Genomic DNA, 25,332 nt, shown 5'->3' with positions numbered 1-25,332 from the left:
GCTTCTGCGTGGGCGCATGGGTCCCGACCGGACGGGGCTCCGGTCTCGCTGCGGGACGCTGCGGCGTGCGGCCGGGGACCGGTCCGTGCGCGGGTATGCGGGGGATCGCCTGCGGATGCGGCGCCGGTGCGCCGACCTGAGGCGGCGGGGGAGCGTTCCGACCTCCGGGAGGCGGCGGGGGACCGGGCCATCCGGCGGGCTGCTGGGGCGGCAGATGACGCGGCGGGGTGCCACCGCCCGGCCGACCGGGAGGAGGCACCTGCGGACCCGGCCGACCACGCCGCATGATCGGGGGGGCCTGCTCGTTCATCCTCACCAATGTACGCATCGTTCGTGCTCGGACGGGGTATGCAGGCCCTCATGACCGACGACGTCGCCACCCGGCCGGAGACCGGGAACGCCGAGACCTCCACCCCGCTCAAGCGGGCGATCACCGGCAGACTGCTGTTCCTGTTCATCCTCGGAGACGTCCTGGGTGCGGGGATCTACGCCCTGGTGGGCGAGATGGCGGGCAAGGTCGGCGGGGCCATCTGGGTGCCGCTGCTCGCCGCGCTCGTGATGGCGCTGCTGACGGCCGGCTCCTACTCCGAGCTGGTCACGAAGTACCCGCAGGCCGGGGGCGCGGCGGTGTTCGCCGCGCGCGCCTACCGCTCGTCGCCGGTGTCCTTCCTCGTCGGCTTCTGCATGCTCGCCGCGGGCGTCACGAGCGCGGCGGGGGTTGTCGCTCGCCTTCGCCGACGACCCCTGCGGCCCTGGTGTTCCTGGTCGCCGTGGCGCTGCTGAACGCGCGCGGCATCCGCGAGTCGCTGGGCGCCAACGTCGTGATGACGGTCATCGAGGTGTCCGGTCTCGTCCTCGTCGTGGTCCTCGCCGGTCTCGTCCTCGGTCGCGGGGACGGAGAGCCGCATCGCGTCATCGAGTTCGACGAATCCGCCACCCCCGCCTTCGCGGTGCTCGCCGCGGCGGTGCTCGCCTACTACTCGTTCATGGGCTTCGAGACCTCGGCGAACATGGCCGAGGAGATGCGCGACGCGCGTCGCGTCTACCCGAAGGCGCTGTTCGGCGCGCTGCTGACCGCCGGTGTCGTGTACATGCTGGTCGGGCTCGGGGTGTCGATCGTCGCGCCGCCGGAGCAGCTCGCCTCCTCGAGCGGCCCGCTCCTGGAGGTGGTCTCGATCGCCGACGTCGGCGTGCCCGAGCGGCTCTTCTCGCTCATCGCGCTGATCGCCGTCGCCAACGGGGCCCTGCTCACGATGATCATGGCCTCGCGGCTGACGTTCGGGATGGCGCGTGACGGACTGCTCCCGTCGATGCTCGCCCGCGTGCTGCCGGGCCGGCGCACGCCGTGGGCCGCGATCGTCGCCACCACCGCGATCGCGATGATCCTCGCGGCGACCGGCTCGGTGGCCGAGCTCGCCGAGACCGTCGTGTTGTTGCTGCTGTTCGTCTTCCTGAGCACCAATGTCGCCGTCCTGGTGCTGCGTCGCGACGTCGTCGACGCCGATCACTTCCGGGTGTGGACCATCGTGCCGGTCCTCGCCGTCGGCACGTGCATCCTGCTCATGACCCAGCAGAGCGCCGCGACCTGGTTGCGTGCCGGCGTCCTCATCGCCGTGGGCCTGGTGCTGTTCGTCCTGGCCCGGGTCACGGGTTCCGGCGGACGTGGACGGGCTCCCGGGCCGGGCGGTACGGATGCCGATGGGACATCCGACAGCGCTTCGGCGACGGCGTCTCAGCCCACCCAGGACAGGTGATCGCGGAGCAACGCGTATCCGACGAAGGCCACCACGTCGATCACCCCGTGCCCGATGACGAGCGGCCAGGTCCGGCCCGTGACCTGGAAGAACCGGCCGTAGACGAGGCCCATCACCACATTGCCGAGGCCGGCGCCGAAGCCCTGGTACAGGTGGTAGCCCCCGCGGAGCACCGCGCTGGCGAGCAGTGACCCGGTCTCGGAGGCGCCGAGCTGGCGCAGGCGCGTGATGAAGTACGCGACGACGACGATCTCCTCGGCGGCCGCGTTGCCGATGGCGACGAGGACGAGGACCGGCCACTCCCACCAGGTGTCGGCCTGGCTCGGGACGAGGCTCGCGTTGAGGCCGAGTGCGCGGGCGACCGCGACGAGGGCGAGCCCGGGCAGACCGATGACCGCGGCGAGCACGAGCCCGGCCGGGACGTCGCGGCGCGGGGACCAGCGGCCGAGGCCGACGCGCTTGAGCCCGATCCCGCTGCGCCACAACAGGTAGGCGCCGAGTCCGGCGATCGCGAACAGGCGCGCGACGCTCATCACCTGGCGCACCGCGTCGATCAGCGCGAGGTCGGAGCGACTGGGATTGAGTGCGACCGTCGTCTGGCCGATGCCGGCGGTCAGCTGCGTCTCGGCGAGCGCGAGGGCCGCCGACAATGCGGAGAACGCGAAGGTCAGCACACCGACGATCACGAGTTCGACGATGAGGCCGCGTCGTTCGGTCCGATCGGTGACGACCGGGATGCCGTGCGGTGACGGCCGCAGGTATTCGCGCAATGGCATGCCGGACAGCCTAGGGAATCCGGCGCCCGGCGAGGTGTGTGCTCAGTCCGGCATCGAGTTCAGGAACGGGCAACCCGCGAGGTTGCGCAGCGCCCGGGACAGTTCGACGACGTCCGACACCGGCCGCGGGAAGGGGAGCCGGACGTCGGAGTCGCCGGCGGGACCCTCGATGCGGAAGCGGATGCCGAACCGGTCCAGCCCGAGCGGGCGCACGCGGCCCCTGCGCAGGTCGTCGGGGAGCCGGCGGGCGAGCTGCCCGACGAGGTCGGCGTGATCGGCGTCGAGGTGGGCCAGCCATCCGGCCTCACACTCCCAGAACGGGTCCGGGGTCGCGTCGGCGAGTTCCGCGGCCGGCACCGACGCGGCGCCCGCACCCGACGCGATCACCGCGGTCTCGACCTGCAGGCGCAGCATCGACGCGCCGTGGCCGATGTCGAGCAGGCCGTCGTCGGGATGCTCGCCGGCGATCTCGATCGCCAGATCCCGTTCGAGGTCGCGCGGGACGGGGAACAGGGTGCCGTTGAGCCAGATCACCGAGCGCACGCGTTCGCGCAGGTCGATCGGCGCCCAGTCGGTGACCTCGAGCATCGCCGGGGTGCCCTCGGCATCGTCGACGGCGGCCATCGCCTCGCCGTGGGTCGGCACGAGCAGGAAGGCCTGGGACTCGAAGAGGTGGACGACGTCGATCGGAGTGGTCTCGGCGCCCTCGACGGCGAGCAACGCCGGTCCCAGTCGCCGACAGGCCGTCTGGATCATCTCGGCGTCCGTGGGTCGGGCGGTCGTCGTTCGCGTCATGTCTGTCTCCGATGGGCGCGTCGTGGGGCACCGTGGCGTGTGCTTTGGAAGGTAACCCTAACCTAAATAGCCGTGCCTCGCGCGTCAATGGGTCCTCGTACCCCATGTGTCGGCCGAACGCGGCCTCACCAGAGCATCCGCCGGCGTCCACTACTCTCGTGTGGTGCCTGTCATCGCCTACTTCGGCCCGCGCGGAACCTTCGCCGAGATGGCACTCGATGAGGTTCTCGCCTCTCACGACCCCTCGCTCGGCGGCCTCGACCTGACCGGCGGCGTCACCAAGGTGGCGACGTCGAGCCCCGCGGCGACCATCGCGATGGTCCGCAGCGGTGAGGCCGACTACGGCTGCGTCCCGGTGGAGAGCTCCCTCGAGGGCTCGGTCCCGGCGACCATGGACGCGCTCGTGCCGCCGGCGAGCTCCGGCGCGGCCGGACGCGTCCAGGTGTTCGCCGAGACGGTCCTCGACATCGCCTTCACGATCGCCGCCGCCGCACCGATGGCCAATGAGGAGGTCCGCACCATCGCGGCCTATCCGGTGGCCTCGGCGCAGGTCCGGCGCTCGGTCGCCGAGCTCTTCCCGAACGCGGAGTTCCTCACCTCGGGTTCGAACGCCGCTGCGGCCCAGGACGTCGCCGCGGGCCGGGCCGACGCCGCGGTCACCACCGGCCTCGCCGCGCGGCTGTCGGACCTCACGGTGCTCGCCGACGGCGTCTGCGACGCCAAGGAGGCCACCACGCGATTCCTCGTCCTCGGACGCCCCGCGGCTCCGACGCGGCGGACCGGCACCGACCGCACGTCGGTCATCCTCGACCTGGCCAACGAGCCCGGCAGCCTGATGGCGGCCATGAACGAGTTCGCCTCCCGGGGGATCGATCTCACGCGCATCGAGTCGCGACCGCAGCGCGACGAGGCGGAGGGCCGGGCGATCGCCGGGCGCTACCGCTTCTTCCTCGACGCCGTCGGTCACATCGACGACGCCGCAGTCGCCGAGGCCCTTGCGGCGCTTCACCGACGGTGTGAGCGCGTGGTGTACCTGGGGTCGTGGCCGGCGGCCCGCACCACCGGCACCCCGCCACCGGATCAGGACGAGTCGCTGGCCTGGGTCGCGGCGATGCGCCGAGGTGAGTACTGATGGCGCGCCTGCACCTGGTCCGTCACGGCGAGACCACGGCGAACGTCATGCGTCGCCTCGACACCGCCCTGCCCGGCGCCTCCCTCACCGATTTCGGTGCGCGGCAAGGGGTTCGGTTCGGCCTGGAGAACGAGCCGCGCGAGGACGTGCTCCTGGTCAGCTCGCACGCCATCCGGGCCCGGCAGACCGCAGAGCTCATCGGCTCGGTGTGGGACGTCGAGACCGAGGCGATCGACGGAGTGCACGAGGTCCAGGCCGGCGACCTCGAGGACCGTTCCGACCGCGAGGCCCACGACACCTTCCACCAGGTGATGGAGCGGTGGCACGCCGGCGACCTCGACGTCCGCATCCCCGGCGGCGAATCGCTGGAGATGGTCTACGAGCGCTACATCCCGACGATCGAGGACCTGGCCGCGCAGTACCTGACCGGTACCCGCCGGCGGGAGGTGTTCCTGGTCAGCCACGGTGCGGCCATCCGCCTCATCGCCGCACGACTGGCCGGTATCGACTCGCGCTTCGCCGCGGCGACGCACCTGGGCAACACCGGCTCCATCGAGCTCGAGTACGTCGACGGGGTGTGGGCCTGCCATCGGTGGGGTGCGACGACCGCGCCGTTCGGGCGCGTCGACGAACCGCTCGTCGACGACCCCATGGGCTGACCTGTCGCCCACGGCCCGAGGCCTGGCCGGGCGATTTCCCCGGGCCGGCTACTTGATGATCGCGTCCACCGTCTTCTTGAGCGCCGACGGCTGGGAGGGGCGCCGCGGGGCCTTCTCGCGGCGCGCGAGCATCTCCTCGTCGATCTCCCGGAGCTCCTTGCGGCCGAGCGCTTCCCGCACCTTGGGGAACCACTCGTCCTCTTCCTCTTCGATGTGGTGCTCGACGTTCTCGATGAGGACCGTGGTCTTGGCGTCGAATCGCTCGGCGTCCGGGCTCATCCCGGCCAGTTCGACGACGAGCACATCCGCGACGTGGTGTTCCTCGTAGGACTCGAGGATGTCGTCCTCGAGTTCGGGGACCCGCCTGCGGATCTCGGGGTACATCACCTCGTTCTCGATGTAGGTGTGCACCGTCAGGGCCTCGATGATCTTGTCGACGATCTTGCCCTTGGTCTTGACGGCGTTGTCTCCCGCGGACCGGAAGTCGCGGAACAGCTTGCGGATCTCCTTGTGTTCGTCCTTGAGGATGACGATGGCGTCGGTCGACATGGGTGTGCTCCTACGGTGGGCTGAACCGGTGCCCCCCGTATTCCTCGTACGCCCCGGGGCCAAACCTGCCGCGGGCGGATCGACGCGCCGGTCAGCCCCAGCCGTTGGCGTGCAGCCACTCGTCGTCGATGCCGAAGTGGTGGGCGATCTCGTGCATGACGGTCACCGCCACCTCGTGCACCACCTCCTCGCGCGAATCGCACATGGCGAGGATCGGTTCGCGATAGATGGTGATCGTGTCGGGCAGGTACCCGCCGTAGTCGTGGTCGCGCAGGGTGAGCGCGATGCCCTGGTACAGCCCGAGGATGTCGGGCTCCTCCGGGTTGCGCGGCTCCACGAGGATCACCACGTTGTTCATCTCGTCGGTGAGTTCCGACGGGATGGTGTCGAGCGCATCCGAGACCAGCCCGTCGAACTCGTCGTCGGACATCCTGACCGGCATGGGTCAGCCCGCCGGCGCGGGGACTTCGGCCGGGTTCGGCGCGATACCCGGCGGCAGCGGCACCGGCGTGGGCAGCGCGCGACCGGGCGGGGCGGCCGGCGGCGGGACCGGGGCCTTGCCGTTGATGAGCAGCGTGCCCTCCTTGGCGTCGCCGACGAGGGTGGCGAAACCGCCGCGCTTGTCGGGCAGGCCCAGGTAGCAGACCACCTTGCGGCTGCCGGCCAGCCAGCTCGGCTCCGAGAGCACCGACCACTGCACGTTGAGGGTGGTCTGGTCGAGCTTGTCCGCGCCGCCCGCGAAGCGTTCGGCCTGCTTGGGGCAGATCGACTCCAGGTAGCTGTTCTGCGCGCCGGTCGGCGGCCACGGCTTGTCCGACATCCGGTCGCCGAAGCGGACCGCGAGGTCGACGATGCCGGTGGTCTGGAATGCGTGGGGCTCGGCGCAGTTCACCGGGAAGCCGGTCGGTGAGCGGTCCTCGGGATCGATGCCGATGCAGGTGCCCTCCGGCCACACGAACGACTGGTTCTGGTCGGCGACGCGGCCGGAGAACTGCGCGGGCAGGCCGTCGGGCCCGTTCTCCTGGATGCCGCAGCGCAGCTCGCGGGCGCCCTTGCCCCACTGGTCCTGCGAGGGGTACATCATGCCGACCGCGAACCGCCCCTGCGGGTCGAGCCGGCCGTCGAGGTACTGGTCGACGACGATCGGGCACTGCTCGTCGCGGATCGCCGCGAAGCGCTCCGGGCCCGGCCACGGCGCGTCCTCGCCGAACTCCGAACTCGGGATCAGCGAGGTGTCGATGCCGCCGGCCACCTCGAAGCGGTGCTTGTGCTCGCATCCCACCTTCGACGGATTGCCGGGATCGCCCTCGGGCCAGTCCAGGCAGTCGCCGGCCACCGACTGGGTGAAGGCGTTCTGCACGAGCTTGCGCTCGCCGATGTCGCTGCCGCCGACACTGCCGGAATCGTCGAAGACGCCTGCCGCGTATGCGACGCCGCCCGCGGCGATGGCGCCGACGACGATCGCGACGAGGACGACGAGGACCGGGTTGCGGCCGATCCTGCGGCCGGACGACCGGGCCGGCGTGCCGGCGGCGACGGTGGCGCCGTGTGCATCGCCGTCGGTGTCCGGGTGCGGCTCGTGGGTGCCGGACGGGTCGACCGGAGCGAAGTCGTCGGTCGGCACCGACTCGGCGATGGGTGCGGTCTCGGCTGCGTGCCCGGGATCGGACTCGTCCGGGGCGCGCCTGGCGCGATCGGGGTCGGGCGTGTTCATCGGGATCCATCATGCCTGGCCCGTTTCGGATCCTGCGCTCAAGTAGGGTTTGAAAGCGTGATCGACCTGAAGATTGTTCGAGACGACCCGGATCTGGTCCGCGCCTCGCAGCGCGCCCGCGGCGAGGACCCCGGTCTGGTGGATGCCCTTCTCGAGGCCGATGCGGAGCGTCGCTCGGCGATCGTGGAGGCCGACACGCTTCGATCCGAGCAGAAGGCGCTCGGCAAACAGGTCGGCAAGGCGCAGGGCGAGGAGAAGCAGGCGCTGCTCGCCAAGGGCAAGGAACTCGCCGAGAAGGTGAAGGCCGCCGTCGCCCGGCAGGCCGAGGCCGAGGCGGCCACCGCGCGGGCGCACCGCGCGATCTCCAACATCGTCGCGCCGCAGGCGCCCGCCGGGGGCGAGGACGACTACGTGGTCCTCGAGCACGTCGGTGAGGTCCGCGAGATCGAGAACCCCAAGGACCACCTGGAGCTCGGCGAGTCGCTGGGCCTGCTCGACATGGAGCGCGGCGCCAAGGTCTCGGGCTCGCGGTTCTACTTCCTCACCGGCCAGGGCGCGTTCTTGCAGCTCGGCCTGCTGAACATGGCCGCGCAGAAGGCCGCGGCCAACGGCTTCCAGCTGATGATCCCGCCGGTTCTGGTGCGCCCGGAGGTCATGGAGGGCACGGGCTTCCTCGGCGCCCACGCCGACGAGGTCTACCACCTCGACAAGGACGACGACCTGTACCTGGTCGGCACGTCGGAGGTGCCGCTGGCCGGCTACCACATGGACGAGATCCTCGACCTGTCCGACGGGCCGAAGCGCTACGCCGGCTGGTCGACGTGCTTCCGCCGCGAGGCGGGAAGCTACGGCAAGGACACCCGCGGCATCATCCGCGTGCACCAGTTCGACAAGGTCGAGGGCTTCGTCTACTGCAAACCCGAGGATGCCGAGGCCGAGCACCAGCGCCTGCTGAACTGGGAGAAGGAGATGCTCGCCGCGATCGACGTGCCCTACCGCGTCATCGACGTGGCCGGCGGCGACCTCGGTTCGTCGGCGGCCCGGAAGTTCGACTGCGAGGCCTGGATCCCGACGCAGAACACGTACCGGGAGCTCACCTCGACGTCGAACTGCACCACCTTCCAGGCCCGGCGCCTGTCGATCCGCTACCGCGACTCCAACGGCAAGCCGCAGGTCGCGGCGACGCTGAACGGCACCCTGGCCACGACCCGCTGGCTCGTGGCGATCCTGGAGAACCACCAGCAGCCCGACGGCTCGGTGAAGCTGCCGCCCGAGCTGGCGAAGTTCGTCGGCACCGACGTCCTCACCCCGCAGTGAACTGAGTCGTCATGGTCCTCGGGATCGTCATCGCGGTCATCGGGGCTCTCGCCTTCGCCGCGGCGGCTGTCCTGCAGGCGCTCGGCGCCGAACAGGTCTCACAGCGTGCGGCCATCCGCGAGGAGCGCCGGCGATCCGCGGGTGCGCATCCGTCGCTGAAGTCGACCGCGCTGACGATGCTGACGGTCCCGTTCCTGATCGGGTTCGCCTTCGACCTCGTCGGCTTCGTCGCGACGATCGCCTCGGCCCGGCTGATCCCGCTGTTCCTGTCGCAGACGATCATCTCCGCGCGACTCGTCGCCACCGCGCTGCTGGCCATGGTCGTGCTGAAAGTGCATCTGGCGCTGCGTGATTGGATCGCCGGTGCGGTGGTCGTCGTGTCCCTGGCGCTGCTGGCCGCGTCGGCCGGACGCGAGGGCGTCGATCACCCGACGTGGATGAGGTGGGCGGTCCTGGTGGCAGGTCCGGCGCTGATCGTGCTCGGGCTGTTGCTGATGCGCCGCCTGAAGAAGCACATCGCCTCGGTCACCGGACTCATCGCCGGCGCGGTGTTCGGCGTGATGGCCGTGGCCTCGCGCATCCTGGTCGGCGTCGAGCCGTTCGATCTCGTCGTGCTGTTCACCGACCCGGCGCTGTATGCGTTGCTGATCAGCGGCATCGGCGGCTTCTACCTGTTCACCGTCGCGCTGCAGACGGGATCGGTCAACGGTGCCGCCGCCGCGCTCGTCGTCGGTCAGACGGTGCTGCCCGGCGCGGTCGGCATCGCCTTCCTCGGCGACGTGACCCGGGCGGGTTGGGGACCCGTCGCGATCGTGGCCTTCATCGCCGCGGTCGGCGGCGGCGTCGCCCTCGCCTCCTCGGGCGCGGTCACCGCGGTCGAGAGCGCCGAGGCGACGAATCTCCCCGCGGGGTATGGGCACACCCCGCGGGGAGATCGGAACACCTGATCCGGCGCGCGTCAGCTGCTCGAGCCGGCCACCGGCGCGGCGTCGGGGTCGCGCCGCCGCGACTGCAGCAGGAACGAGGAGAGGAAGCCGAGGAACAGGAAGCCGGCGGCGACGAACAGCGACCAGCGGGTCGCGTCGGCGAAGCCGTCCTCCAGGGCCTTGGCGACAGCCGGGCCCTCCGCACCGAAGCTACCGTGGTCGCCCTCGTGGCGGATCGCCGGGATCGTGCTGCCCGCCGAGTCGCGGGTGGCGTCGACGATCGGGGTCTCGACCTGCGAGGGCAGGGCGATCGGCTCGAGACGGTCGGGGAGGCTGTGCGCGAGGAACAGCGACAGGACCGTACCGAGGATGGCCGTGCCGAGTGCTGCGCCGAGCTGACGCGCCGTGCTCTCCGTCGCCGATCCCTGGCCGGATTCATCGGTGGGGATGTCGACCAGGACGGTGCCGGTCAGCTGCGCGGACGCGAGGCCCAGGCCGGCGCCGTAGACGGCGAGCAGGATGGCGAGCACCCAGGCCTCCGACGTCGGGCGCAGGTAGAGCGCGAACACCAGCACGCCGAACGCCTCGAGGGCCAGGCCGATCATCACGGTGCGCGGGGCCCCGAAGCGGCCCGCCACCTGGCGGGCCATACCGCCGGACAGGAAGGCGCCGACCGCCATCACGGCGAGCACGTACCCGGCGCCGAGCGTGGACAGGCCGTAGGCGTTGACCAGGAACAGGGGCAGGATGAGCAGGAGGCCGAACTCGCCGATCGCCACCAGGGTGGCGGTGACGTTGCCCGCACTGAACGTGCGGAACCGGAACAGCGAGAGGTCGAGGATCGCCGACTCCCCGGCGCGTGCCCGATGCCGCTCCCAGACGACGAATGCGGCGAGCGCGACGATGCCGACCAGCGCGGCGACCGGGGTCGCGGAGACCGGCGCGTCGGTCGACCAGGTGACCCCCGGCATCTTCAAATCCGCGATCGGCTTCCACCAGCCGATGCTCTGGCCCTCGATGAGCGCGAAGATCAGCGCGCCGAAGCCGAGCATGCTGAGCAGCAGGCCGACCACGTCGAGTCCGGGAACCGCGATCTCGGCCTTGGTCTCGTCCACGACGAGCAGGGCGCCGAGGACGACCAGGATGCCGATCGGCACGTTCACCAGGAAGATCCATCGCCACGAGAAGTCCGTGGTCAGCCAGCCGCCGAGAAGCGGACCGACTGCGGCCATGCCCGCGATGACCGAACCCCAGACCGCGAACGCGATCACCCGGTCCTTGCCGCGGAAGGTCGCGTTCACCGTCGATAGCGTGCACGGCAGCACGGCCGCGCCGCCGATGCCCTGGATGAGGCGCGCCCAGATCAGCGACGTCGAGTCGTCGGCGGCCGCGGCCAGGAGGCTGCCGGCGAGGAACACCGCCACGCCGACGATGAACAGCAGTCGCCGGCCGATCCGGTCGCTGAGCCTGCCCGCGGACAGCAGCAGCGCGGCGAAGACCACCGAGTAGAGGCTGTTGACCCACTGCGCGTCGGTCAGGTCGAGTTTCAGGTCGTCGATGATCACCGGGAGCGAGACGTTCACGATGGTGCCGTCGACGACGATCATCGACAGGCCGGTCGCCAGAACGGCCAGACCCAGCCATTGGCGGCTGGTCGCGCGCGGTTCGTCCGATACGTCGTCGGATGCTTCAGTGGTCATGGGGGGGCTGATCCTTCCTGTCGGGCTTGCCCGAATCGGAGACAGTAACCGATTGGATCAGCTGATCGAGATCGCGCATGTCGGGTTTCCCCGGATGTCTTAGTTTCGATGGTCGGACGGCACCGAAGTGGTGCTCCGAACCACCGGCGGGCGGTCTTCTCCGGGCCGCCGCGGGGAGGGGTCCGGGCCGATCCGTGACGGGCCGGGAACAGTTGCGTGCCGAAAGCCGGGGTGGGTGAGCGGTTCTCGTCGCCGTGCGGCGATACTGGGCGGATGCTCCTCGGAATCCTCGCGGCGATCTTCGCGGCGCTCGCGTACGGAACGGCGTCGGTGCTCCAGGCCCGCGGGGCGCAAAGCGTCACCGACACCGGTGCCGGCCCCGGCGAGGCGCCGTCGCTGCGTTCGACGATCGCGGCGATGCTGACGTTCGCGTTCGTCGCCGGGATGGCGCTCGACGCCATCGGTTTCCTCGGCAACATGGTGGCCGCGCGCATGATCCCGCTGTTCCTCGCGCAGCCGATCGTCAGCGCCAACCTCGTCGTGACCGTGGTGCTGGCGACCATCGTGCTCAAATCGCGGTTGTCGCAACGAGACTGGATTGCGGTCGGGGTGGTCGTCCTCTCGCTCGTCCTGCTCGGTTTCGCGGCCGGCGACGAGGGTCGCAAGCACGAGGAGTGGTTGCACTGGGCGGTGCTCGGTGTCGGCGTGGTCATCCTCGGGATCGGCGTGGCGGTCCTGCCGCGGATGCAGAGCCGCGTCGCGGTCCTGGCCGGCCTGTCCGGCGGCGTGCTGTTCGGCGTGCTGGCCGTGGCGGTGCGCATCCTCGACGGGCTCGATCCCTTCGACCTCGCCGAGCTGTTCACCGATCCCGCGCTCTACGCGATCATCCTGTGCGGCCCGGGCGGCTTCTACATGTTCACCGTCGCCCTGCAGAAGGGCTCGGTGAGCGCCGCGTCGGCCTCCCTGGTCGTCGGCGAGACCGTGGTGCCCGGCGTCGTCGGCATCGTCATCCTCGGCGACACCGTGCGCGCCGGCTGGGGGCCGGTGGCGGTGGTCGCCTTCATCGCCGCGGTGATCGGGGCGGTCGTGGTGGCCATGTCGCCGGTGGTCGAGCAGGTCGAGCGGGCGGGCGAGGACGCCGGCTGACCGACGCCGCGCGTCCGGGCGGGGAGAAATCCGCGACGACCTGCCCCGATCCGGTCGCGGAGTGCGACGGCGCCGGCGCACTTGCCGAGCCAGGACCCGTTCTACACGCCGCCGTCGGGTTACGAACGCCGCGCGCCGGGGGACATCCTGCGCACCAGGCAGGTCGCACTCGGATGGCGCGGCACCAGCGTGCCGGTCACCGCGACGCAGCTCCTCTACCGCACCACCGACAACTTCGACGGGCCCTCGGCGACGGTCACCACCGTGCTCTCTCCGCCCGGAGTCGGGCCCGGCGCGCCTCGGCGGGTCGTGTCCTACCACTCCTTCTACGACGCCCTCGGCGCGCAGTGCGATCCCTCGCACACGCTGCGGGGAGGCAACATGACGACCGAGCCCATCGACCTGCCGTCCATCACCGCGCTGATGACCGCCGGGTTCACGGTGTCGGTGCCCGACTACGAGGGTCCGGGGCTGCGCTGGACCATGGCCCGAGAATCCGCGTACACCGCGCTCGACGGTGTGCGGGCCACCCTGCGGTATCTGAAGGCGCCGCGCCGGACGCCGATCGCCCTCTTCGGCTACTCCGGCGGATCGGTGCCCACCGGTTTCGGCGCGGAGCTCGCGCCCACCTATGCGCCGGAACTGAACGTGATCGGGGCGGCCGCCGGCGGGATACCGGTGAACCCCGCCCACAACCTGGGCTACGTCAACGGGAAGCGGCAGTGGACCGGGGTCATCCCCGCCCTGACCGCGGTCTACAACGACACCTACGACCTGGACATCCAGCCCTACCTGTCGCCGAAGGGCTCGCGCATCCTGAGGCAGATCTCGGGTGAGTGCATCGCGCAGTTCGCCGACGCGTACCCCGGTCTCACCGACCAGGACCTGCTCCGGCCGGGAGTGGGCGGGCTTCTCGACGTGCCCGGGGTGCGGCAGGCCATCGCGAAGAACGTCATGGGCACCCTCGGGACGCCGCGGACGCCGATGCTGCTCGGCGTCGGCAACTCCGACGGCATCGGTGACGGGCTGATGATCAGCGGCGACGTCGCCGCCCTGGCGTCGGGCTACTGCCGGAGGGGCGTCGCCACGACGTTCACCGCGTACCGCGGCATGTCACACACCGAGGCGCTGCTCCCGTTCACCGCGGAAGCGGTCGGGTACCTCGGGCAGCGGTTCGCCGGGCAACCGGCGCGGGGGTGCTGACCGCGCCCGGTTGACCCCGGCGACCGGAGTGACTCAGGCGTCGGCGGAGGGATTCGGGTTCGTACCGCCGTCGGACACCTCGAAGTTCTTCCATCCGCCCTCGTCGTGGACCTGCATGACGGTGCCGAGGCTGTCATCGGGAGCGGCGACGGTCTTGAACCAGTCGTATGCGCCGGTGGCGTCGTCGAATTCCTTCTCCTCGACGACGTTCTCGTTCGAGTCCAGGACGCGGTAGCGGGCCGTTGCGGTTCTCCTCTGTTCGGGGGTGGGGGTGGTTCGCCGGCGGTCAGCCGAGGATCTCGAGCAGACGGTTGCAAGCCGCCTCGCAGCGCCGACACGCGTCGGCGCAGGTGCGGCAGGGCTGATGCATCTCGGCGTGCTGCGCGCATTCGTCGGCACACGTCTTGCAGGCGACCGCGCAGGCCTCGAGGGTCTCGCGCACGACGGCGACGTTCGCATGGGTCATGCGCAACAGCACGTGCTCGGTGACCGTGCACAGGTCGGCGCAGTCCAGATCGGTGCGGATGCACTCGATAAGAGCGTCGACGTCGCGTTCTCCCAGGCATGCGTCGACGCACGCGATACACGCCTGCGTGCACGCGCTGCACGCCTCGATGCACTCGGAGAGAACGTCGATGTCGATGTTGTCGCGCTGCGGATGGGACTGGAGCAACTCGCTGACGGTGGTCATAGGGCGCCGACTACCCGTGGGCAGCGCGGTCCAAACGACCTGCCGGTGTGGCCCGGAGACAAACTGCGGCCGACGCCGGGTGGATGCGCCCGGACCGTCGATGATGCGGGGTGCACATCAACGACGGCCCGGACCCCGGCAGCAAGCCCGTCGAAGCCTCCGTGTCTACGGGAGCCGCGGCGGGTTGCCGAGTTCTTGGTTGATCAACAGGGCCAGGTTGTTGCCCACCAGGTTGACGAAGGCGCGCCAGGTCTTCGGGTCGAGGGACATCGAGCCCTGGTCGGCGGTGGTGCAACCGACTCCGGTGGGCTTGCCGTCGAGGCGGTCACGCATCCACACGATCGCCGGCGCGAATCCCTCGATGGCCAGCGAGACGTGCTCGCTGAAGTGGTCGCGGACGTAGCGCACGCTCGCGTCGGGGTCCGCGCAGTAGGTGCGCACCAACTCGTTCACCGGGCCCACCGGCGAGACCCAGTCCGGGTTGGACTGGTAGACGAACATCGGGAAGTCCGGAACGTTCGCTCCCATCTTCAACTGCCCCAACACCTTTCGAGGAGTCGGGTAGTCGAGCGGATCGCCGGGGAGGTTCACCAGTCCCTTGATGTTCAGGAACGGCGCCAGGGCGGACTGGTAGGTCAGGCACAGCGGATTCTTGCTCGCCAGCAACGCCTTTCCGAGCGGGTTCAGGTGGCGCCGCAGGAAACGCTCGAGTTCCGGGTACTCGCGGCTGACCCCGATGATGCCCGCCAGGATGAGGCCCGACGCGGCGTTGTTGTTCGCCAGGTCGACCATCGCCCGGATGTCGGCGGGCACACCGCCTTCCGCGGCACCGACGATCGGGAGCTCCGGGGCGTACGACTCGTGGAGTTCGGCGGCCCAGCCCGTCGCGATCGCGCCGCCGGAGTAGCCCATCAGGCCGACGCGGAGATCCCTCTTCAGTCCGAGGGGGGAGAAGTCGCGTGCGCCGCGGATGGCGTCGAGGGTGATGCGTCCGGCGAGCGGCCCTGCGGCGAAGGCGGATTCGGGGCCCTGGTGGTCGGGGATGACCACCGACCAGCCCGCGCCGACGAGCGAGGTGATCTGCAGGACCTCGTACGCCGAGTCCGCCGATCCGGTGAGCGCGCCCGGGATCGACGCCTGCTGCAACGCATACGACGGCGCACAGTAGAGCGCAGTCGAATCCTCCGCCGACTGCCACGACACCAGCTTCGACGGGCCCGGCTTCGCCGGCCCCTTCGGCTTGAGGACGGTGGCCACGGCCGGGATCGGCTCGCCGCGGGTGTTGGTGGACCGGAACGAGATCTGCCACGCGTCGACGTTGATCGGGATCACCGACAACGCCGCGAGATGGACCCGCCGCGCCGCGATCAACTCGCCGGGCACCTTGTCGACGTACGTCGCCGGTGACGGCAGGTAGAAGTCCTGGTCGAACTCCGGGATCGCCGGCGGCACGGGGAACGGGAGAGCGGGTGCCACCGGTACCGCCGCTGCGGTCCCCGAGCCGAGCGCGGCACCGATCACCGTTGTCAGCGCGATCGCCGCGGCCGTCAGCCGCGCCCTCATCGTCGTCCTCCCCATGCCGCCCCCTCGAGAAATAGTGAGACGCCTGTGTCTCACACTCCGGGCGAAGATACACGGGTGTGGGGCAGCACACAATGGAGCGCGGCGGATTCGCCGGTCGCTACAGGTCGGCGAAGGACACCAGGATGTCGGAGAGCAGCGCCACGACCTCGGCGATGGGCGCCGGGTCCGTCGACACGCTCCAGCGATGGACGAGGCTGGTCAGGGCCCCCACGAAGGCGATCGCGAGGTGTCGTCGGCGATCGTCGCGGGGGAGGCCGGCGAAGTCCGCCATGGCCGCGACGAAGAACTCGACCCACTCCTCGCGACCGTCGAGCCGATGCTGCTCGACACGCGGGCTCACGCCCACGATCTGGACGAAGGACACCTCGGCGCGTCGCGGGTCGGTGCCCACCGACTCCATGTACGCCCTCATCGCCGCCGTCGCGAGTTCGCGACGGTCGCGGGTCTCGGCCGTGGCCAGGGCGTCGACGACGGCGTCGCGGGCGGCGTGCTGGATCTCGTCGTACAGCGCGACGAGCAGGTCCTCGCGGTCGCTGAACAGTTCGTAGAACTGTCGGCGGGAGAGTCCCGCGGTGCGGCAGATCGACGTCACCGACGACTTCGCATAGCCCGTGCCGCTGAACTCGGCCAGCGCGGCGTCGAGGAAGCGGCGCCGGCGCTCGGCTGCGCGGTCGCTCACCGGACGTCCCGCGTAGGTCCGTTCGGCCGTCATCGGTGCACCGGGGTCGTCGTGGGCCCGGTCAGTCGAGCCTGGTCGCGCGCAGCTCGTGGCCCTTCGACGTCAGGCAGCGTCCCGAGGCGAGATCCCACTGCCAGCCGTGGAGGTTGCAGGTCAGCTTCTCGCCCTCGATGACGCCGAACTTGTCGAGGTCGGCCTTGAGGTGCGGGCAGCGGCGCTGGATCTCCCAGCCGTCCTTGACGATCGAGGCCGAGTCGTCGTGGGCCTCGGCGAACCAGCCGTCGGCGTAGGCGATGCGCTCGTCGGTCAGGCACTTGAAGAAGGTGTACAGGAATTCGTTGTAGCCGCCGATGCGCCACGTCGTGAAGCGCGTGGACAGGAAGATCGTGTTGACCCAGTCCGGCTCGTTGTCGCGCAGCACGGTGCGGACGAGTTCGGTCGCGATGCGGAAACCGTAGCGGTACTTGCCCTCTCCCTCCTTGGGTTTCCGCACGATGCGGTTGGGGAAGTCGAGGACCACGGTCTCGGTCTGCTCGTTGGCCGGGCCGCCGCCGGGTGTCATCACCAGGCCGACCGGGTAGCCGATGCCGTCGCAGATCAGATCCGACTGCGCCATGATCGGCTCGAACAGCTCCTTGAGCTGCGGCAGCAGCGGTTCGCCCTCGGCCGGCGCCCAGGTGGCCTTCTCGGCGGCGATGACCGGGGCGAACTTCTCCTTCATGCGCTCGAGGTATGCCCGCTTGTTCTCCCCGAACACCTCTTCCGGAGGGAACGGGTGGCTGACCCCGTCGAGCGTGGAGCCGGTGAACTCGGCGACCGAGCCGGAGATCATCATCAACCCGCGATGCTTCTCGCCGTCGTCGGTGCCGTGGATGCGCATCTGCTCCAGGAACGTCGCCTGGTCGGGGAAGATCGACGTCTCGTCGGCGTTGTCGCACGATCCGAAGTCGTTGAGCGCGAACAGATCCTCGTCGAGGAACATCGGCGGGCCGGCCGACGGTACGACCCAGGTGGCGCCGACCTGCTCGATGTAGGAGCGGGCCCGGTCCATGCCGCGCTGTCGTTTCTGGGCGGCGAAGTTCGCCTTCGACTTGCGTGGGATGTCGTAGACCATCGGGTACCAGATGGCGCCCGAGTACTGCAGCATGTGCACGTCGACGTGCCCGAAGTTCTCCTTCACGACGTCGAGGTCGATGGGGCGGGCGTCGTTCATGTTGAACGCGACCGTCTCGCCGTCGTCGACGACGAGCGCGCTGTCGCCGAGCGGACCGTCGGCCGGCGCGCGCAGCGCGATGATCATGATGTCGAGCGAGCCCTTGTCGTTGGACACCGTGGTCTTCACCGAGTCGGTGGTCTCGACGAACTTGGTGAAGCCGAGCTTCTCGAGTTCGCGGCGCAGGTCCGGGACGGGGTAGTCCGGCAGCAGCACCGTCGCGTCCTTGTTGACGTTGTCGCGCAGGTTGCGCTCGTCGAAGTGGTCGAGGTGCAGGTGCGACACGTAGAGGTAGTCGCAGTCACCCAGCTTCTTCCAGTCGAGCTCGGAGTTGTCCGGGAACGGGATCCACGAGGCGAAGTAGGCCGGGTTGACCCACGGGTCGCAGAGGATCGATCCGGCGGTCGTCTGGATGTGGAAACCGGCATGACCGATGCTGGTGATCTGCACGAAGAGGGCCTTTCATCGTTGCGCGGGGCTACGCGGCACAGCACTACAGTCCTCCAATGTATCGACCCGCCCGCACCGCCCGCGTGGGCCTTGAGTCCTGCGCCGCGCGCGGGTGACCGGTCTCACCATCGGCCGGATCACCTCGGAGCTCCGCAGTGGCCGCGAACATCGCCTGATTCACGTGAAACATCCGATCCGGGCGGACGGCGCGCACGGGATGCGACGATGAGCACATGAGTTCGGCCAGGCTGTGGCGCGGGCAGACCCTCGCCGATCGCTCGACGGACCGGCGCGAGCAACTGCTCGCCGCCGCCGAGCGCCTGCTGGGGGCCGGCGGGACGAGCGCGGTCACCATGCGCGCGGTGGTGCGGGAGGCAGGCCTCAGCCCGCGGTACTTCTACGAGAGCTTCTCCTCGACCGAAGAAGTCGTCACGGCGGTCTACGACCGGGTGACCGCACAGCTGCTCGACCGGATCGCGGCGGTCGACCGGCCGGCCGACCCGCGGCGCAGTGCCCGTGCACTGCTCGACGCCATCCGGGGGTTCTTCGCCGACGACCCCGGTCGGGCCCGAATCCTGCTGCGCGAGCCCCTGGCCGACGACGTGCTGCGCGCGCACCGCGCCGCCACCGTCCCCGCCTTCGTCGAGGCCGTCCTCGCGATGGTGGCCGAGGGGAGCTCCTACACCCCCGAGCGGCTGGCCGTGATGTCCTCGGCGCTGACCGGCGCGCTGGTGGCGCTCTACGTCGACCACATCGACGGCCGGCTGGCCCTCCCGCCGGACGAGCTCGCCGACGCCGCCGTCGACCTCGTGTTCGCCGTCACCGGGATGGGCGGGCCCGACACCGGTCGTCGCGGCGCCCGGCATGACTAAGCTTTCCCGCATGGAACCCGTCTACGACACCGTGATCGCCGCCGCCCGCCTGATGTGGCTGGCCGAGGGACTGGATTTCAAGGTGTCCGGCGTCGAGCACGTCCCCGCGGAGGGCCCCGGCGTCGTCGCCATCAACCACACCGGCTACCTGGACTTCACCTACGCCGGCATCCCGGCCTTCCTCAAGGGGAACCGCAAGGTGCGCTTCATGGCCAAGAAGGAGGTCTTCGACAACAAGATCTCCGGCCCGATCATGCGCGCGCTCAAGCACATCCCCGTCGACCGCACCGCCGGCGCGGAGAGCTACCGGGCCGCCGTCGAGTACCTGAGGCGCGGCGAACTCGTCGGCGTCTACCCGGAGGCCACGATCAGCCGCAGCTTCGAGCTCAAGGACTTCAAGACCGGCGCGGCGCGCATGGCGCTGGAGTCGGGAGCGCCGATCATCCCGCACGTCATCTGGGGCGCCCAGCGGGTCTGGACCAAGGGGCACCCGAAGCAGCTCGGCCGCCACCACTTCAAGATCATGATCGGCGTCTGCGAACCCCTCGAGCCGACCGGCGACCCCGAGACCCTCACCGCACGCCTCCACGAGGTGATGGAGGCCAAGCTCCACGAGCTGCAGGACGCCTATGGCGAGCACCCGAAGGGCGAGTACTGGGTGCCCGCCCGCCTCGGCGGGTCGGCCCCGACGCTGGAGGAGGCCAACCGCATGGACGCCGAGGAGCAGGCCGCGCGCGCCGCCAAGCGGGCCCGGCGGGAGGCGGGGGAGACCGAGGCCTGATCGTCCGGCGCATCCAGAAGGCTTGCAGTCGACGAGCGGCAGCACGCCCGCCGTCGGGACGGTCGTTAACCTTGTGCCCATGAGTACTGGGGTGCGACGACGCAGGGAGCCGGTGTACCGAGCCCTGGAGATCATCGCCGGCGGACTCGTCCGTGCCCAGGGCGTCGATCTGCGCTACACCGGGATCCAGAACATCCCGGAGTCCGGCGGCGCCGTGCTGGCGATCAACCACACCGGCTACGTCGACTTCATCCCGGTCGGACTCGGCGCGCGGCGGGCGGGGCGCCGGGCCCGCTTCCTGATCAAGTCCGAGGTCATGGACCTCGCGATCATGCGGTTCCTGGTCCGCAACACCGGAACCGTGCCGGTGGATCGATCCCGCGGCGCCGACGCCTACCGGGTCGCGGTCGCGCGGCTGCGGCAGGGACAGCTCGTCGCGGTGTATCCGGAGGCCACGATCAGCCGCAGCTTCGAGCTCAAGGAGTTCAAGAGCGGCGCGGTCCGGATGGCGTCGGAGGCGGGCGTCCCGGTCATCCCGGTGATCGTCTGGGGCTCACAGCGGCAGTGGACCAAGGGCGGCCGGCGGAACATGGGTCGCAGCCGCATCCCGGTTCACGTCCGGTTCGGCCTGCCGATGACGGTCGACACCGACCGGAGCCCGGAGCAGGAGACGCAGCGCCTGCGCGAGACGATGAACGCGATGCTCCTCGAGGTGCAGGACGCCTATGGCCCCCACCCGGCGGGGGAGTTCTGGGTGCCCGCGCGGCTCGGCGGCTCCGCGCCGACCCCGCAGGAGGCGGCCGTGATCGAGACCGAGGAAGCGCTCCGCAAGGCCGAGGCCCGGACCCGCAGGGCCGAGGCGCGCGCCCGCAAGGCCGAGGTCGCCGCCAGTAAGGCAAAGGCCGCCGGTGAGGCCGAGGCGACCGCCAGAGACAGAGGTAGAAGATGACTTTCGGCCCACCCACGCTCATCGCCAGCGACGTGGACGGCACGCTGATCGACGACGACAACCGGGTGTCGGCGCGCACGGTGGCGACGCTGGCGGCGGCCCGGGAGGCCGGTGTCGAGTTCGTGCTCGCGACCGGGCGCCCGCCGCGGTGGATCGCCGAGATCACCGACCAGTTCGCCGACACCGGCGCCCACGTCCGCTATGCGGTGTGCGCCAACGGCGCGATCCTCTACGACGCCGAGCACGACCGCGTGCTCTGGTCGGCGAACCTCGAACCGGACGCGTTGGTGAGCCTCGGCGAGATCGCCCACCGGGTGCTCCCGGGCTGCGGCATCGCGGCCGAACGCGCCGGACGCTCCGCACACGACGCGGCCACGCCGCCGTTCGTGGCGAGCGCCGGCTACGAACACGCCTGGCTCAACCCCGACCACATCGAGGTGGGCGACGACGAGGTGTTCGGCGCGCCGGCGGTGAAGTTGCTCGTGCGCAAGCCGGGGATGCCCAGCGGCGAGATGGCCGCTCGGCTGCGGCCCCACGTCGGCGACCTCGCCCAGGTGACGTTCTCGACCGACAACGGTCTCGTCGAGCTGTCCGTGCCGGGTACCCACAAGGCGTCCGGGCTGGCCCGCCTGTGTGCCGAGACCGGCCTGCCCGACGACGGACTGATCGCCTTCGGGGACATGCCGAACGACGTCGAGATGCTGAGCTGGGCCGCCCACGGCGTGGCGATGGGCCACAGCCATCAGGCCGCGCTCGACGCCGCCGACGAGGTCACCGTCGGCAACAACGACGACGGCGTCGCGCGGGTCCTCGAACGCTGGTTCTCCTGACCGGCGCGACGCCGAGCCGTCTGCCTGCCGTTTCCGTCTGCCGGATCTCCTGATGGTCCCCGCTCCGATGGGCTACTGCGCCGGCGGCGCGACCTCCGGTGCCGGGGCGCCGTCGGGCGCCGGCGCGGGGGACCCGTCCGGTCCTGCCGGAGGACCGTCGGGTGCGGGACCCGTGGGCTCCTGCGGCGGCGTCGACTCCTCCCGCGGCACGGCGCCTCCGGCGAGCCCGCGGATCTGGTCGAGCGCCGCGTAGCCGTGGACACCCGGGCACGAGGTGCTGTTGTAGTCGCGGTGGCCGGAGATCATCGGCAGGTTCGACTGCGTCCCGGCCGCGAACTTGGTGCCGTCGAAGCCCTCCGAGGTCAGTGTCGCGGTGCCCGCCGGGTCGAGGCCGGCCTTGGACAGGCGCCACCGCAGGAACTTTCCGGCCGACGCCAGGGCCGCCGCGGTCGGCGGGACCTCCTCGAGGTTGCCGATGAACGCCAGGCCCACGGTCTCCTTGTTGAATCCGCCGGTGTGGGTGCCCTCGACGTTGCGGTCGAGCCCGCCGAACGCGCCCTCGAAGATCTGGCCGTACTTGTCGACGAGGACGTTGTAGCCGATGTCGCACCAGTTCAGGCTCTGGGCGTGGTAGGCGTAGATGCCGCGCACGATCTCGACCGACTGCTCCGGGGTGTAGTCGTTGCTGCCCGCGGTGTGGTGCACGATCGCGCCCTTGAGCGCGGGGGAGTAGACCGGCTGCGAACACCGGATCGCCTCGTCGGCGCCCCACTGCTGTCGCGCGATCACCTGCGGTCCGCCCGTGAGGCCGGTCAGTAGCGACGAGCCGAGCGACAGCAGGCCCTCCGGGCTGATCAGCGTCGCCTTCAGCGAGTTGAGGACGGTCTCGGCGAGCTTGGTCACGACCTCGCTGCCGGTGCCGATCGCGAGTTGGGCGAGATCGCCGCCCTGGGTCTCGGCCGCGGGGATCGCCAGGCCGTCCTTGCTGGCCGCGACCTGGACCTCCTTCGCGTCGCCCACCCACACCGGCTCGGTGCCCGACGGCTTGTCCGCGCTCGGCGCCGCGACGTCGACCTTCTCCAGCGGCGTCCACGGGCCCCACGACCCGTCGGGCTCGCGGGCGCGCAGCCTCAGGTCGACGTCGACCGGGCGGTCCCAGGTGAAGGCCACCATCTTCAGCGGCTTGTCGCGGGCGATGTGCGTGACCGCCGCCCCCACCTCGCGACCGTCGCGCATGGCGGTCACCGGCGGCGTCGTCGACGGGGAGGTGGCCGGCGCGCGGTCGGCGTCCGGGGCCGGCGCGGCCGGTTTCGGCGAGGTCGCGGTGGTCGTGGTCGCCTCGCCGGTGCCCGGCGATGCGGGAGCCGACGACCCGTCGGTGGGGGAGCCGGTGGTCGGACCGGGCGTCGAGGGCTCCGGGAGCAGGCCCTTCGGCAGCGGCACCGTCAGGTCCGGAAGCGGGAAGGCGTCCGGCTCGATCGGGGGAAGCGTCACGCCCGCGTCGGCGAGGCCGGACGAGGCCAGGTCGATGATCGCGGCCGGCAATTCGCGCAGCGGCACCTGTTCGATCTCGGTGCGGGCGACGTCGTCCTTGTTGTCCACCAGTCGTGGGGCGGCGTCGTCGGCGCCGATGGCGACGACCGCGAACGGGCTCGCCACGACCGCAGCGGCGATGGCCGCGAGCGCGATCGAGAGCTTGGGTCTGGGGTAACGCACGGATCTCCTTGCGGGGTCGATGACGTCGCCATGGTGGAGGCCGGGTTGTGTCCGGTGCCGCGACACACGCCGGGTGCCTGCCAGTCGTGACGCTCTTGTTACCGATGTGCTTGGAGTTGCTGGTGTTTCTGGTGAGGTCACAAATCGTCGCTCAACTCGTGATCCGGTTGTGACCGGCTCGGCTTGGTGACCGCAACGACTCTTCACTAATGTCACTCAAGTCCCAATCGTCACATCAGTCACAACGGAGGCCCGGCCTGGCCGCGGTCCCCGGACTGGTGTCGTCGCGACCGAAGGATGTGTGCAGTGGTGACCAGAGTCCGACCCAAGCGGCTCCTGCCGAGAAGGCCGGCGACCGGTCAGCGTCCCGGGAGAACGCGCAACCGCGCGTTGACCTGGGCCGCTGCGGGGCTGGCTCCCGCACTGCTGGCAGGTGGGCTCGTCGCCGCGGGCGCCACCGACTCGGCCACCGAGGTCGAGCTCTCGGTCGGGTCGACGGTGACGCTCATTGGGCACGGTCATGGCCACGGCCGCGGAATGGGGCAGTGGGGTGCGTACGGCTACGCCCGCAAGGGCTGGACGGCGCAGCAGATCCTCCGCCACTTCTACGGCGGTACCACCGCGGGGAAGGTGGACAGGCCCGAGATCGATGTGACCCTCACGGGTCAGAACTCGGTGAATGTGCACGCGGACGCCGGCATGCGAGTCGGTGGTCAGACGGTGGCTCCCGGGCAGGCGGTCAGCCTGTCCGGGGGCACGGCCACCATCCGCAACGGATGCGGCGGGGCCGCGGTGCGATCGGTGCCGGCGACCTTCGTCGAGCCGCTGAGCATGGCGCCCAGTCGGCCCGCAGCCGAGTTCCTCAAGTTCTGCGGTTCGGAGAAGGCCTACCGGGGCGCGCTCGGAGTCGAGGGCGGCCGGGTGGTCAACCGCGTCCACATCGACGACTACGTCAAGGGTGTGATCCCCCGCGAGAGCCTGCCCGCCTGGGGCGACTCCGGCGGCGCGGCCGCCCTGCAGGCCCAGGCCGTCGCGGCCCGGACCTACGCCCTTGCCGCCATCGCGGGCGGCAAGAAGATCGACGACACCCAGAACTCACAGGTCTACGGCGGCGTCGAGGGTGAGGACCGGCGCACCAACGCGGCCGCCGACGCCACGGCCGGACAGATCCTGCTGAAGAACGGCAAGCCCGCCTTCACCGAGTTCTCCGCCTCCACCGGCGGATACACGGCCGGCGGCGAGTTCCCGGCGGTCGTCGACGAGGGCGACTCCGTCTCGCCCAACCACGACTGGACGGCCACCGTCTCGGCGTCGAGCATCGGCTCGGCGTTCGGCGTGGGCGCTCTGCAGAGCTTCGAGGTGATCGAGGCCAACGGCCTCGGACCCGAGCACGGGCGCGCGCTGAAGGTGCGCGCGGTCGGTTCCGGCGGCACGGCCGAGGTCACCGGCGAGGAGGCCCGGAACAAGCTGCAGCTGAAGTCGTCGTGGTTCTCCGTCCAGGGACAGCAGACCCCGCCCCGGATCGTCAAGCCGCCGACCGGTCCGGCCGGCCCGGGCTTCGGGCTCGACCTCGGCAGCCTCAACCAGCTCGCCGACCAGCTGGTGCCCGGCGCGTCCAAGCTCCTCGACCTCGCCATCTCGGTGATGAACGGCCGGTTCCAGCAGCTCGGCGGAGCGGCCGGACCGCTCGGCGCCGCGCTCGGCTCCCCGACGCTCACCCCCGACGGCGCCGGCGTCACGCAGCTGTTCGAGAAGGGGATGATGTTCTTCACCCCGGCGACCGGCCCGAAGGTCCTCGTCGGCAAGGGTCTCGAACGCTTCCAGCAGCGCGGCGGCATCCCGGTGCTCGGGTTCCCCAAGCGCGACGCCCTCCGCTGACGGGGCCTCCGGCTCCGG

23 protein-coding genes and 1 pseudogene are annotated in these 25,332 nt (G+C 70.6%); 12 read left to right on the top strand and 12 right to left on the bottom strand.

Annotated elements, in window-relative coordinates; translation table 11 throughout:
• The first annotated feature begins 360 nt into the window (after nt 1-360).
• A pseudogene (locus GP2_RS18480) lies at nt 361-1,754 on the top strand (APC family permease).
• Here GP2_RS18480 and GP2_RS18475 read toward each other — a convergent pair.
• Nucleotides 1,733-2,530: a CPBP family intramembrane glutamic endopeptidase gene (locus GP2_RS18475; protein ID WP_006902102.1), complete on the bottom strand. Its 798-nt coding sequence runs from the start codon at nt 2,528-2,530 to the stop codon at nt 1,733-1,735. The pseudogene GP2_RS18480 and the gene GP2_RS18475 sit on opposite strands and share 22 nt — an antisense overlap.
• 42 nt (nt 2,531-2,572) lie before the next feature.
• Complete coding sequence (locus tag GP2_RS18470) at nt 2,573-3,325, bottom strand: DUF2470 domain-containing protein (RefSeq protein WP_006902101.1); 753 nt, start codon at nt 3,323-3,325, stop codon at nt 2,573-2,575.
• 160 nt (nt 3,326-3,485) lie between these two features.
• Here GP2_RS18470 and pheA point away from each other — a divergent pair, with 160 nt between their 5' ends.
• Entirely contained in the window at nt 3,486-4,457 is a 972-nt protein-coding gene (gene pheA, locus GP2_RS18465) for a prephenate dehydratase (RefSeq protein ID WP_040527448.1), read from the top strand.
• On the top strand, nt 4,457-5,116 hold the full coding sequence (locus GP2_RS18460; RefSeq protein ID WP_006902099.1) for a histidine phosphatase family protein: 660 nt from the start codon (nt 4,457-4,459) through the stop codon (nt 5,114-5,116). The genes pheA and GP2_RS18460 overlap by 1 nt, the downstream gene beginning before the upstream one ends.
• Nucleotides 5,117-5,164: 48 nt before the next feature.
• Here GP2_RS18460 and GP2_RS18455 read toward each other — a convergent pair whose 3' ends face one another.
• The 3 genes from GP2_RS18455 to GP2_RS18445 form a co-directional block, all read right to left on the bottom strand.
• Complete coding sequence (locus GP2_RS18455; protein ID WP_006902098.1) at nt 5,165-5,665, bottom strand: hemerythrin domain-containing protein; 501 nt, start codon at nt 5,663-5,665, stop codon at nt 5,165-5,167.
• Between the two features lie 91 nt (nt 5,666-5,756).
• Nucleotides 5,757-6,107: a metallopeptidase family protein gene (locus GP2_RS18450; protein WP_040527443.1), complete on the bottom strand. Its 351-nt coding sequence runs from the start codon at nt 6,105-6,107 to the stop codon at nt 5,757-5,759.
• A 3-nt stretch (nt 6,108-6,110) separates the two neighbouring features.
• Nucleotides 6,111-7,379, bottom strand: a complete 1,269-nt coding sequence (locus tag GP2_RS18445) for a septum formation family protein (RefSeq protein ID WP_040527442.1) — start codon at nt 7,377-7,379, stop codon at nt 6,111-6,113.
• A 57-nt stretch (nt 7,380-7,436) separates the two neighbouring features.
• Between GP2_RS18445 and serS the strand changes: the two genes are divergently transcribed.
• A complete protein-coding gene (gene serS / locus GP2_RS18440; protein ID WP_006902095.1) occupies nt 7,437-8,696 on the top strand; it encodes a serine--tRNA ligase in 1,260 nt (419 codons plus the stop codon).
• A gap of 11 nt (nt 8,697-8,707) precedes the next feature.
• Complete coding sequence (locus GP2_RS18435; protein ID WP_006902094.1) at nt 8,708-9,643, top strand: DMT family transporter; 936 nt, start codon at nt 8,708-8,710, stop codon at nt 9,641-9,643.
• A gap of 11 nt (nt 9,644-9,654) precedes the next feature.
• Here GP2_RS18435 and GP2_RS18430 read toward each other — a convergent pair whose 3' ends face one another.
• Nucleotides 9,655-11,322 (bottom strand): DHA2 family efflux MFS transporter permease subunit, encoded by a 1,668-nt coding sequence (locus tag GP2_RS18430; protein WP_006902093.1) that lies wholly within the window; start codon nt 11,320-11,322, stop codon nt 9,655-9,657.
• Nucleotides 11,323-11,595: 273 nt separating this feature from the next.
• On the opposite strand from GP2_RS18430, the gene GP2_RS18425 reads away from it, so the two are divergent.
• Together GP2_RS18425 and GP2_RS18420 are read left to right on the top strand one after the other, a co-directional pair.
• The gene (locus GP2_RS18425) at nt 11,596-12,468 is read left to right on the top strand and encodes a DMT family transporter (protein WP_006902092.1); all 873 of its coding nucleotides are present in this window, start codon (nt 11,596-11,598) and stop codon (nt 12,466-12,468) included.
• Between the two features lie 48 nt (nt 12,469-12,516).
• The gene (locus GP2_RS18420; RefSeq protein ID WP_157211735.1) at nt 12,517-13,671 is read left to right on the top strand and encodes a lipase family protein; all 1,155 of its coding nucleotides are present in this window, start codon (nt 12,517-12,519) and stop codon (nt 13,669-13,671) included.
• A 33-nt stretch (nt 13,672-13,704) separates the two neighbouring features.
• On the opposite strand, the gene GP2_RS22310 is transcribed toward GP2_RS18420, so the two are convergent.
• From GP2_RS22310 to GP2_RS18395, 5 genes are all read right to left on the bottom strand, one after another.
• Nucleotides 13,705-13,896, bottom strand: a complete 192-nt coding sequence (locus tag GP2_RS22310) for a hypothetical protein (protein WP_040527447.1) — start codon at nt 13,894-13,896, stop codon at nt 13,705-13,707.
• Nucleotides 13,897-13,957: 61 nt separating this feature from the next.
• Nucleotides 13,958-14,362 carry a four-helix bundle copper-binding protein gene (locus tag GP2_RS18410; protein WP_006902090.1) on the bottom strand — a complete coding sequence of 135 codons (405 nt, stop codon included), beginning with the start codon at nt 14,360-14,362 and terminating at the stop codon, nt 13,958-13,960.
• A gap of 165 nt (nt 14,363-14,527) precedes the next feature.
• Nucleotides 14,528-15,925, bottom strand: coding sequence for a lipase family protein (locus tag GP2_RS18405; RefSeq protein ID WP_006902089.1), 1,398 nt, complete (start codon nt 15,923-15,925; stop codon nt 14,528-14,530).
• A 118-nt stretch (nt 15,926-16,043) separates the two neighbouring features.
• On the bottom strand, nt 16,044-16,658 hold the full coding sequence (locus GP2_RS18400) for a TetR/AcrR family transcriptional regulator (RefSeq protein ID WP_006902088.1): 615 nt from the start codon (nt 16,656-16,658) through the stop codon (nt 16,044-16,046).
• Nucleotides 16,659-16,686: 28 nt separating this feature from the next.
• Nucleotides 16,687-18,288: a Rieske 2Fe-2S domain-containing protein gene (locus GP2_RS18395; RefSeq protein ID WP_006902087.1), complete on the bottom strand. Its 1,602-nt coding sequence runs from the start codon at nt 18,286-18,288 to the stop codon at nt 16,687-16,689.
• Nucleotides 18,289-18,521: 233 nt separating this feature from the next.
• Between GP2_RS18395 and GP2_RS18390 the strand changes: the two genes are divergently transcribed.
• The 4 genes from GP2_RS18390 (at nt 18,522) to GP2_RS18375 (ending at nt 21,720) form a co-directional block, all read left to right on the top strand.
• Entirely contained in the window at nt 18,522-19,160 is a 639-nt protein-coding gene (locus GP2_RS18390; RefSeq protein ID WP_006902086.1) for a TetR/AcrR family transcriptional regulator, read from the top strand.
• A 10-nt stretch (nt 19,161-19,170) separates the two neighbouring features.
• Nucleotides 19,171-19,941, top strand: a complete 771-nt coding sequence (locus GP2_RS18385) for a lysophospholipid acyltransferase family protein (RefSeq protein WP_083900281.1) — start codon at nt 19,171-19,173, stop codon at nt 19,939-19,941.
• Nucleotides 19,942-20,020: 79 nt separating this feature from the next.
• On the top strand, nt 20,021-20,890 hold the full coding sequence (locus GP2_RS18380; RefSeq protein WP_083900280.1) for a lysophospholipid acyltransferase family protein: 870 nt from the start codon (nt 20,021-20,023) through the stop codon (nt 20,888-20,890).
• Nucleotides 20,887-21,720: a Cof-type HAD-IIB family hydrolase gene (locus GP2_RS18375; RefSeq protein ID WP_006902083.1), complete on the top strand. Its 834-nt coding sequence runs from the start codon at nt 20,887-20,889 to the stop codon at nt 21,718-21,720. Before GP2_RS18380 ends, GP2_RS18375 begins: the two co-directional genes overlap by 4 nt.
• 72 nt (nt 21,721-21,792) lie before the next feature.
• Here GP2_RS18375 and GP2_RS18370 read toward each other — a convergent pair whose 3' ends face one another.
• The gene (locus GP2_RS18370) at nt 21,793-23,436 is read right to left on the bottom strand and encodes a peptidoglycan recognition protein family protein (RefSeq protein ID WP_006902082.1); all 1,644 of its coding nucleotides are present in this window, start codon (nt 23,434-23,436) and stop codon (nt 21,793-21,795) included.
• 390 nt (nt 23,437-23,826) lie between these two features.
• On the opposite strand from GP2_RS18370, the gene GP2_RS18365 reads away from it, so the two are divergent.
• Entirely contained in the window at nt 23,827-25,314 is a 1,488-nt protein-coding gene (locus GP2_RS18365) for a SpoIID/LytB domain-containing protein (RefSeq protein WP_040527441.1), read from the top strand.
• Nucleotides 25,315-25,332 lie beyond the last annotated feature (18 nt).

It is taken from the genome of Gordonia paraffinivorans NBRC 108238 (genome assembly GCF_000344155.1).
Lineage (GTDB): Bacteria > Actinomycetota > Actinomycetes > Mycobacteriales > Mycobacteriaceae > Gordonia > Gordonia paraffinivorans.
The sequence above is the reverse complement of the archived record's forward strand: the minus strand, read 5'-3'. Positions and strand labels throughout refer to the sequence as shown.

Bases quoted from the DNA above. Each gene is read 5' to 3' on its own strand.
- GP2_RS18390 (WP_006902086.1), top strand. From the start codon at position 18,522: ATGAGTTCGGCCAGGCTGTGGCGCGGGCAGACCCTCGCCGATCGCTCG.
- GP2_RS18455 (WP_006902098.1), bottom strand. From the start codon at position 5,665: ATGTCGACCGACGCCATCGTCATCCTCAAGGACGAACACAAGGAGATC.
- GP2_RS18435 (WP_006902094.1), top strand. From the start codon at position 8,708: ATGGTCCTCGGGATCGTCATCGCGGTCATCGGGGCTCTCGCCTTCGCC.
- GP2_RS18450 (WP_040527443.1), bottom strand. From the start codon at position 6,107: ATGCCGGTCAGGATGTCCGACGACGAGTTCGACGGGCTGGTCTCGGAT.
- GP2_RS18380 (WP_083900280.1), top strand. From the start codon at position 20,021: ATGAGTACTGGGGTGCGACGACGCAGGGAGCCGGTGTACCGAGCCCTG.
- GP2_RS18375 (WP_006902083.1), top strand. From the start codon at position 20,887: ATGACTTTCGGCCCACCCACGCTCATCGCCAGCGACGTGGACGGCACG.
- GP2_RS18385 (WP_083900281.1), top strand. From the start codon at position 19,171: ATGGAACCCGTCTACGACACCGTGATCGCCGCCGCCCGCCTGATGTGG.
- GP2_RS18400 (WP_006902088.1), bottom strand. From the start codon at position 16,658: ATGACGGCCGAACGGACCTACGCGGGACGTCCGGTGAGCGACCGCGCA.
- GP2_RS18470 (WP_006902101.1), bottom strand. From the start codon at position 3,325: ATGACGCGAACGACGACCGCCCGACCCACGGACGCCGAGATGATCCAG.
- GP2_RS18460 (WP_006902099.1), top strand. From the start codon at position 4,457: ATGGCGCGCCTGCACCTGGTCCGTCACGGCGAGACCACGGCGAACGTC.
- GP2_RS18475 (WP_006902102.1), bottom strand. From the start codon at position 2,530: ATGCCATTGCGCGAATACCTGCGGCCGTCACCGCACGGCATCCCGGTC.
- GP2_RS18425 (WP_006902092.1), top strand. From the start codon at position 11,596: ATGCTCCTCGGAATCCTCGCGGCGATCTTCGCGGCGCTCGCGTACGGA.
- GP2_RS18410 (WP_006902090.1), bottom strand. From the start codon at position 14,362: ATGACCACCGTCAGCGAGTTGCTCCAGTCCCATCCGCAGCGCGACAAC.
- GP2_RS18430 (WP_006902093.1), bottom strand. From the start codon at position 11,322: ATGACCACTGAAGCATCCGACGACGTATCGGACGAACCGCGCGCGACC.
- GP2_RS18445 (WP_040527442.1), bottom strand. From the start codon at position 7,379: ATGAACACGCCCGACCCCGATCGCGCCAGGCGCGCCCCGGACGAGTCC.
- GP2_RS18405 (WP_006902089.1), bottom strand. From the start codon at position 15,925: ATGAGGGCGCGGCTGACGGCCGCGGCGATCGCGCTGACAACGGTGATC.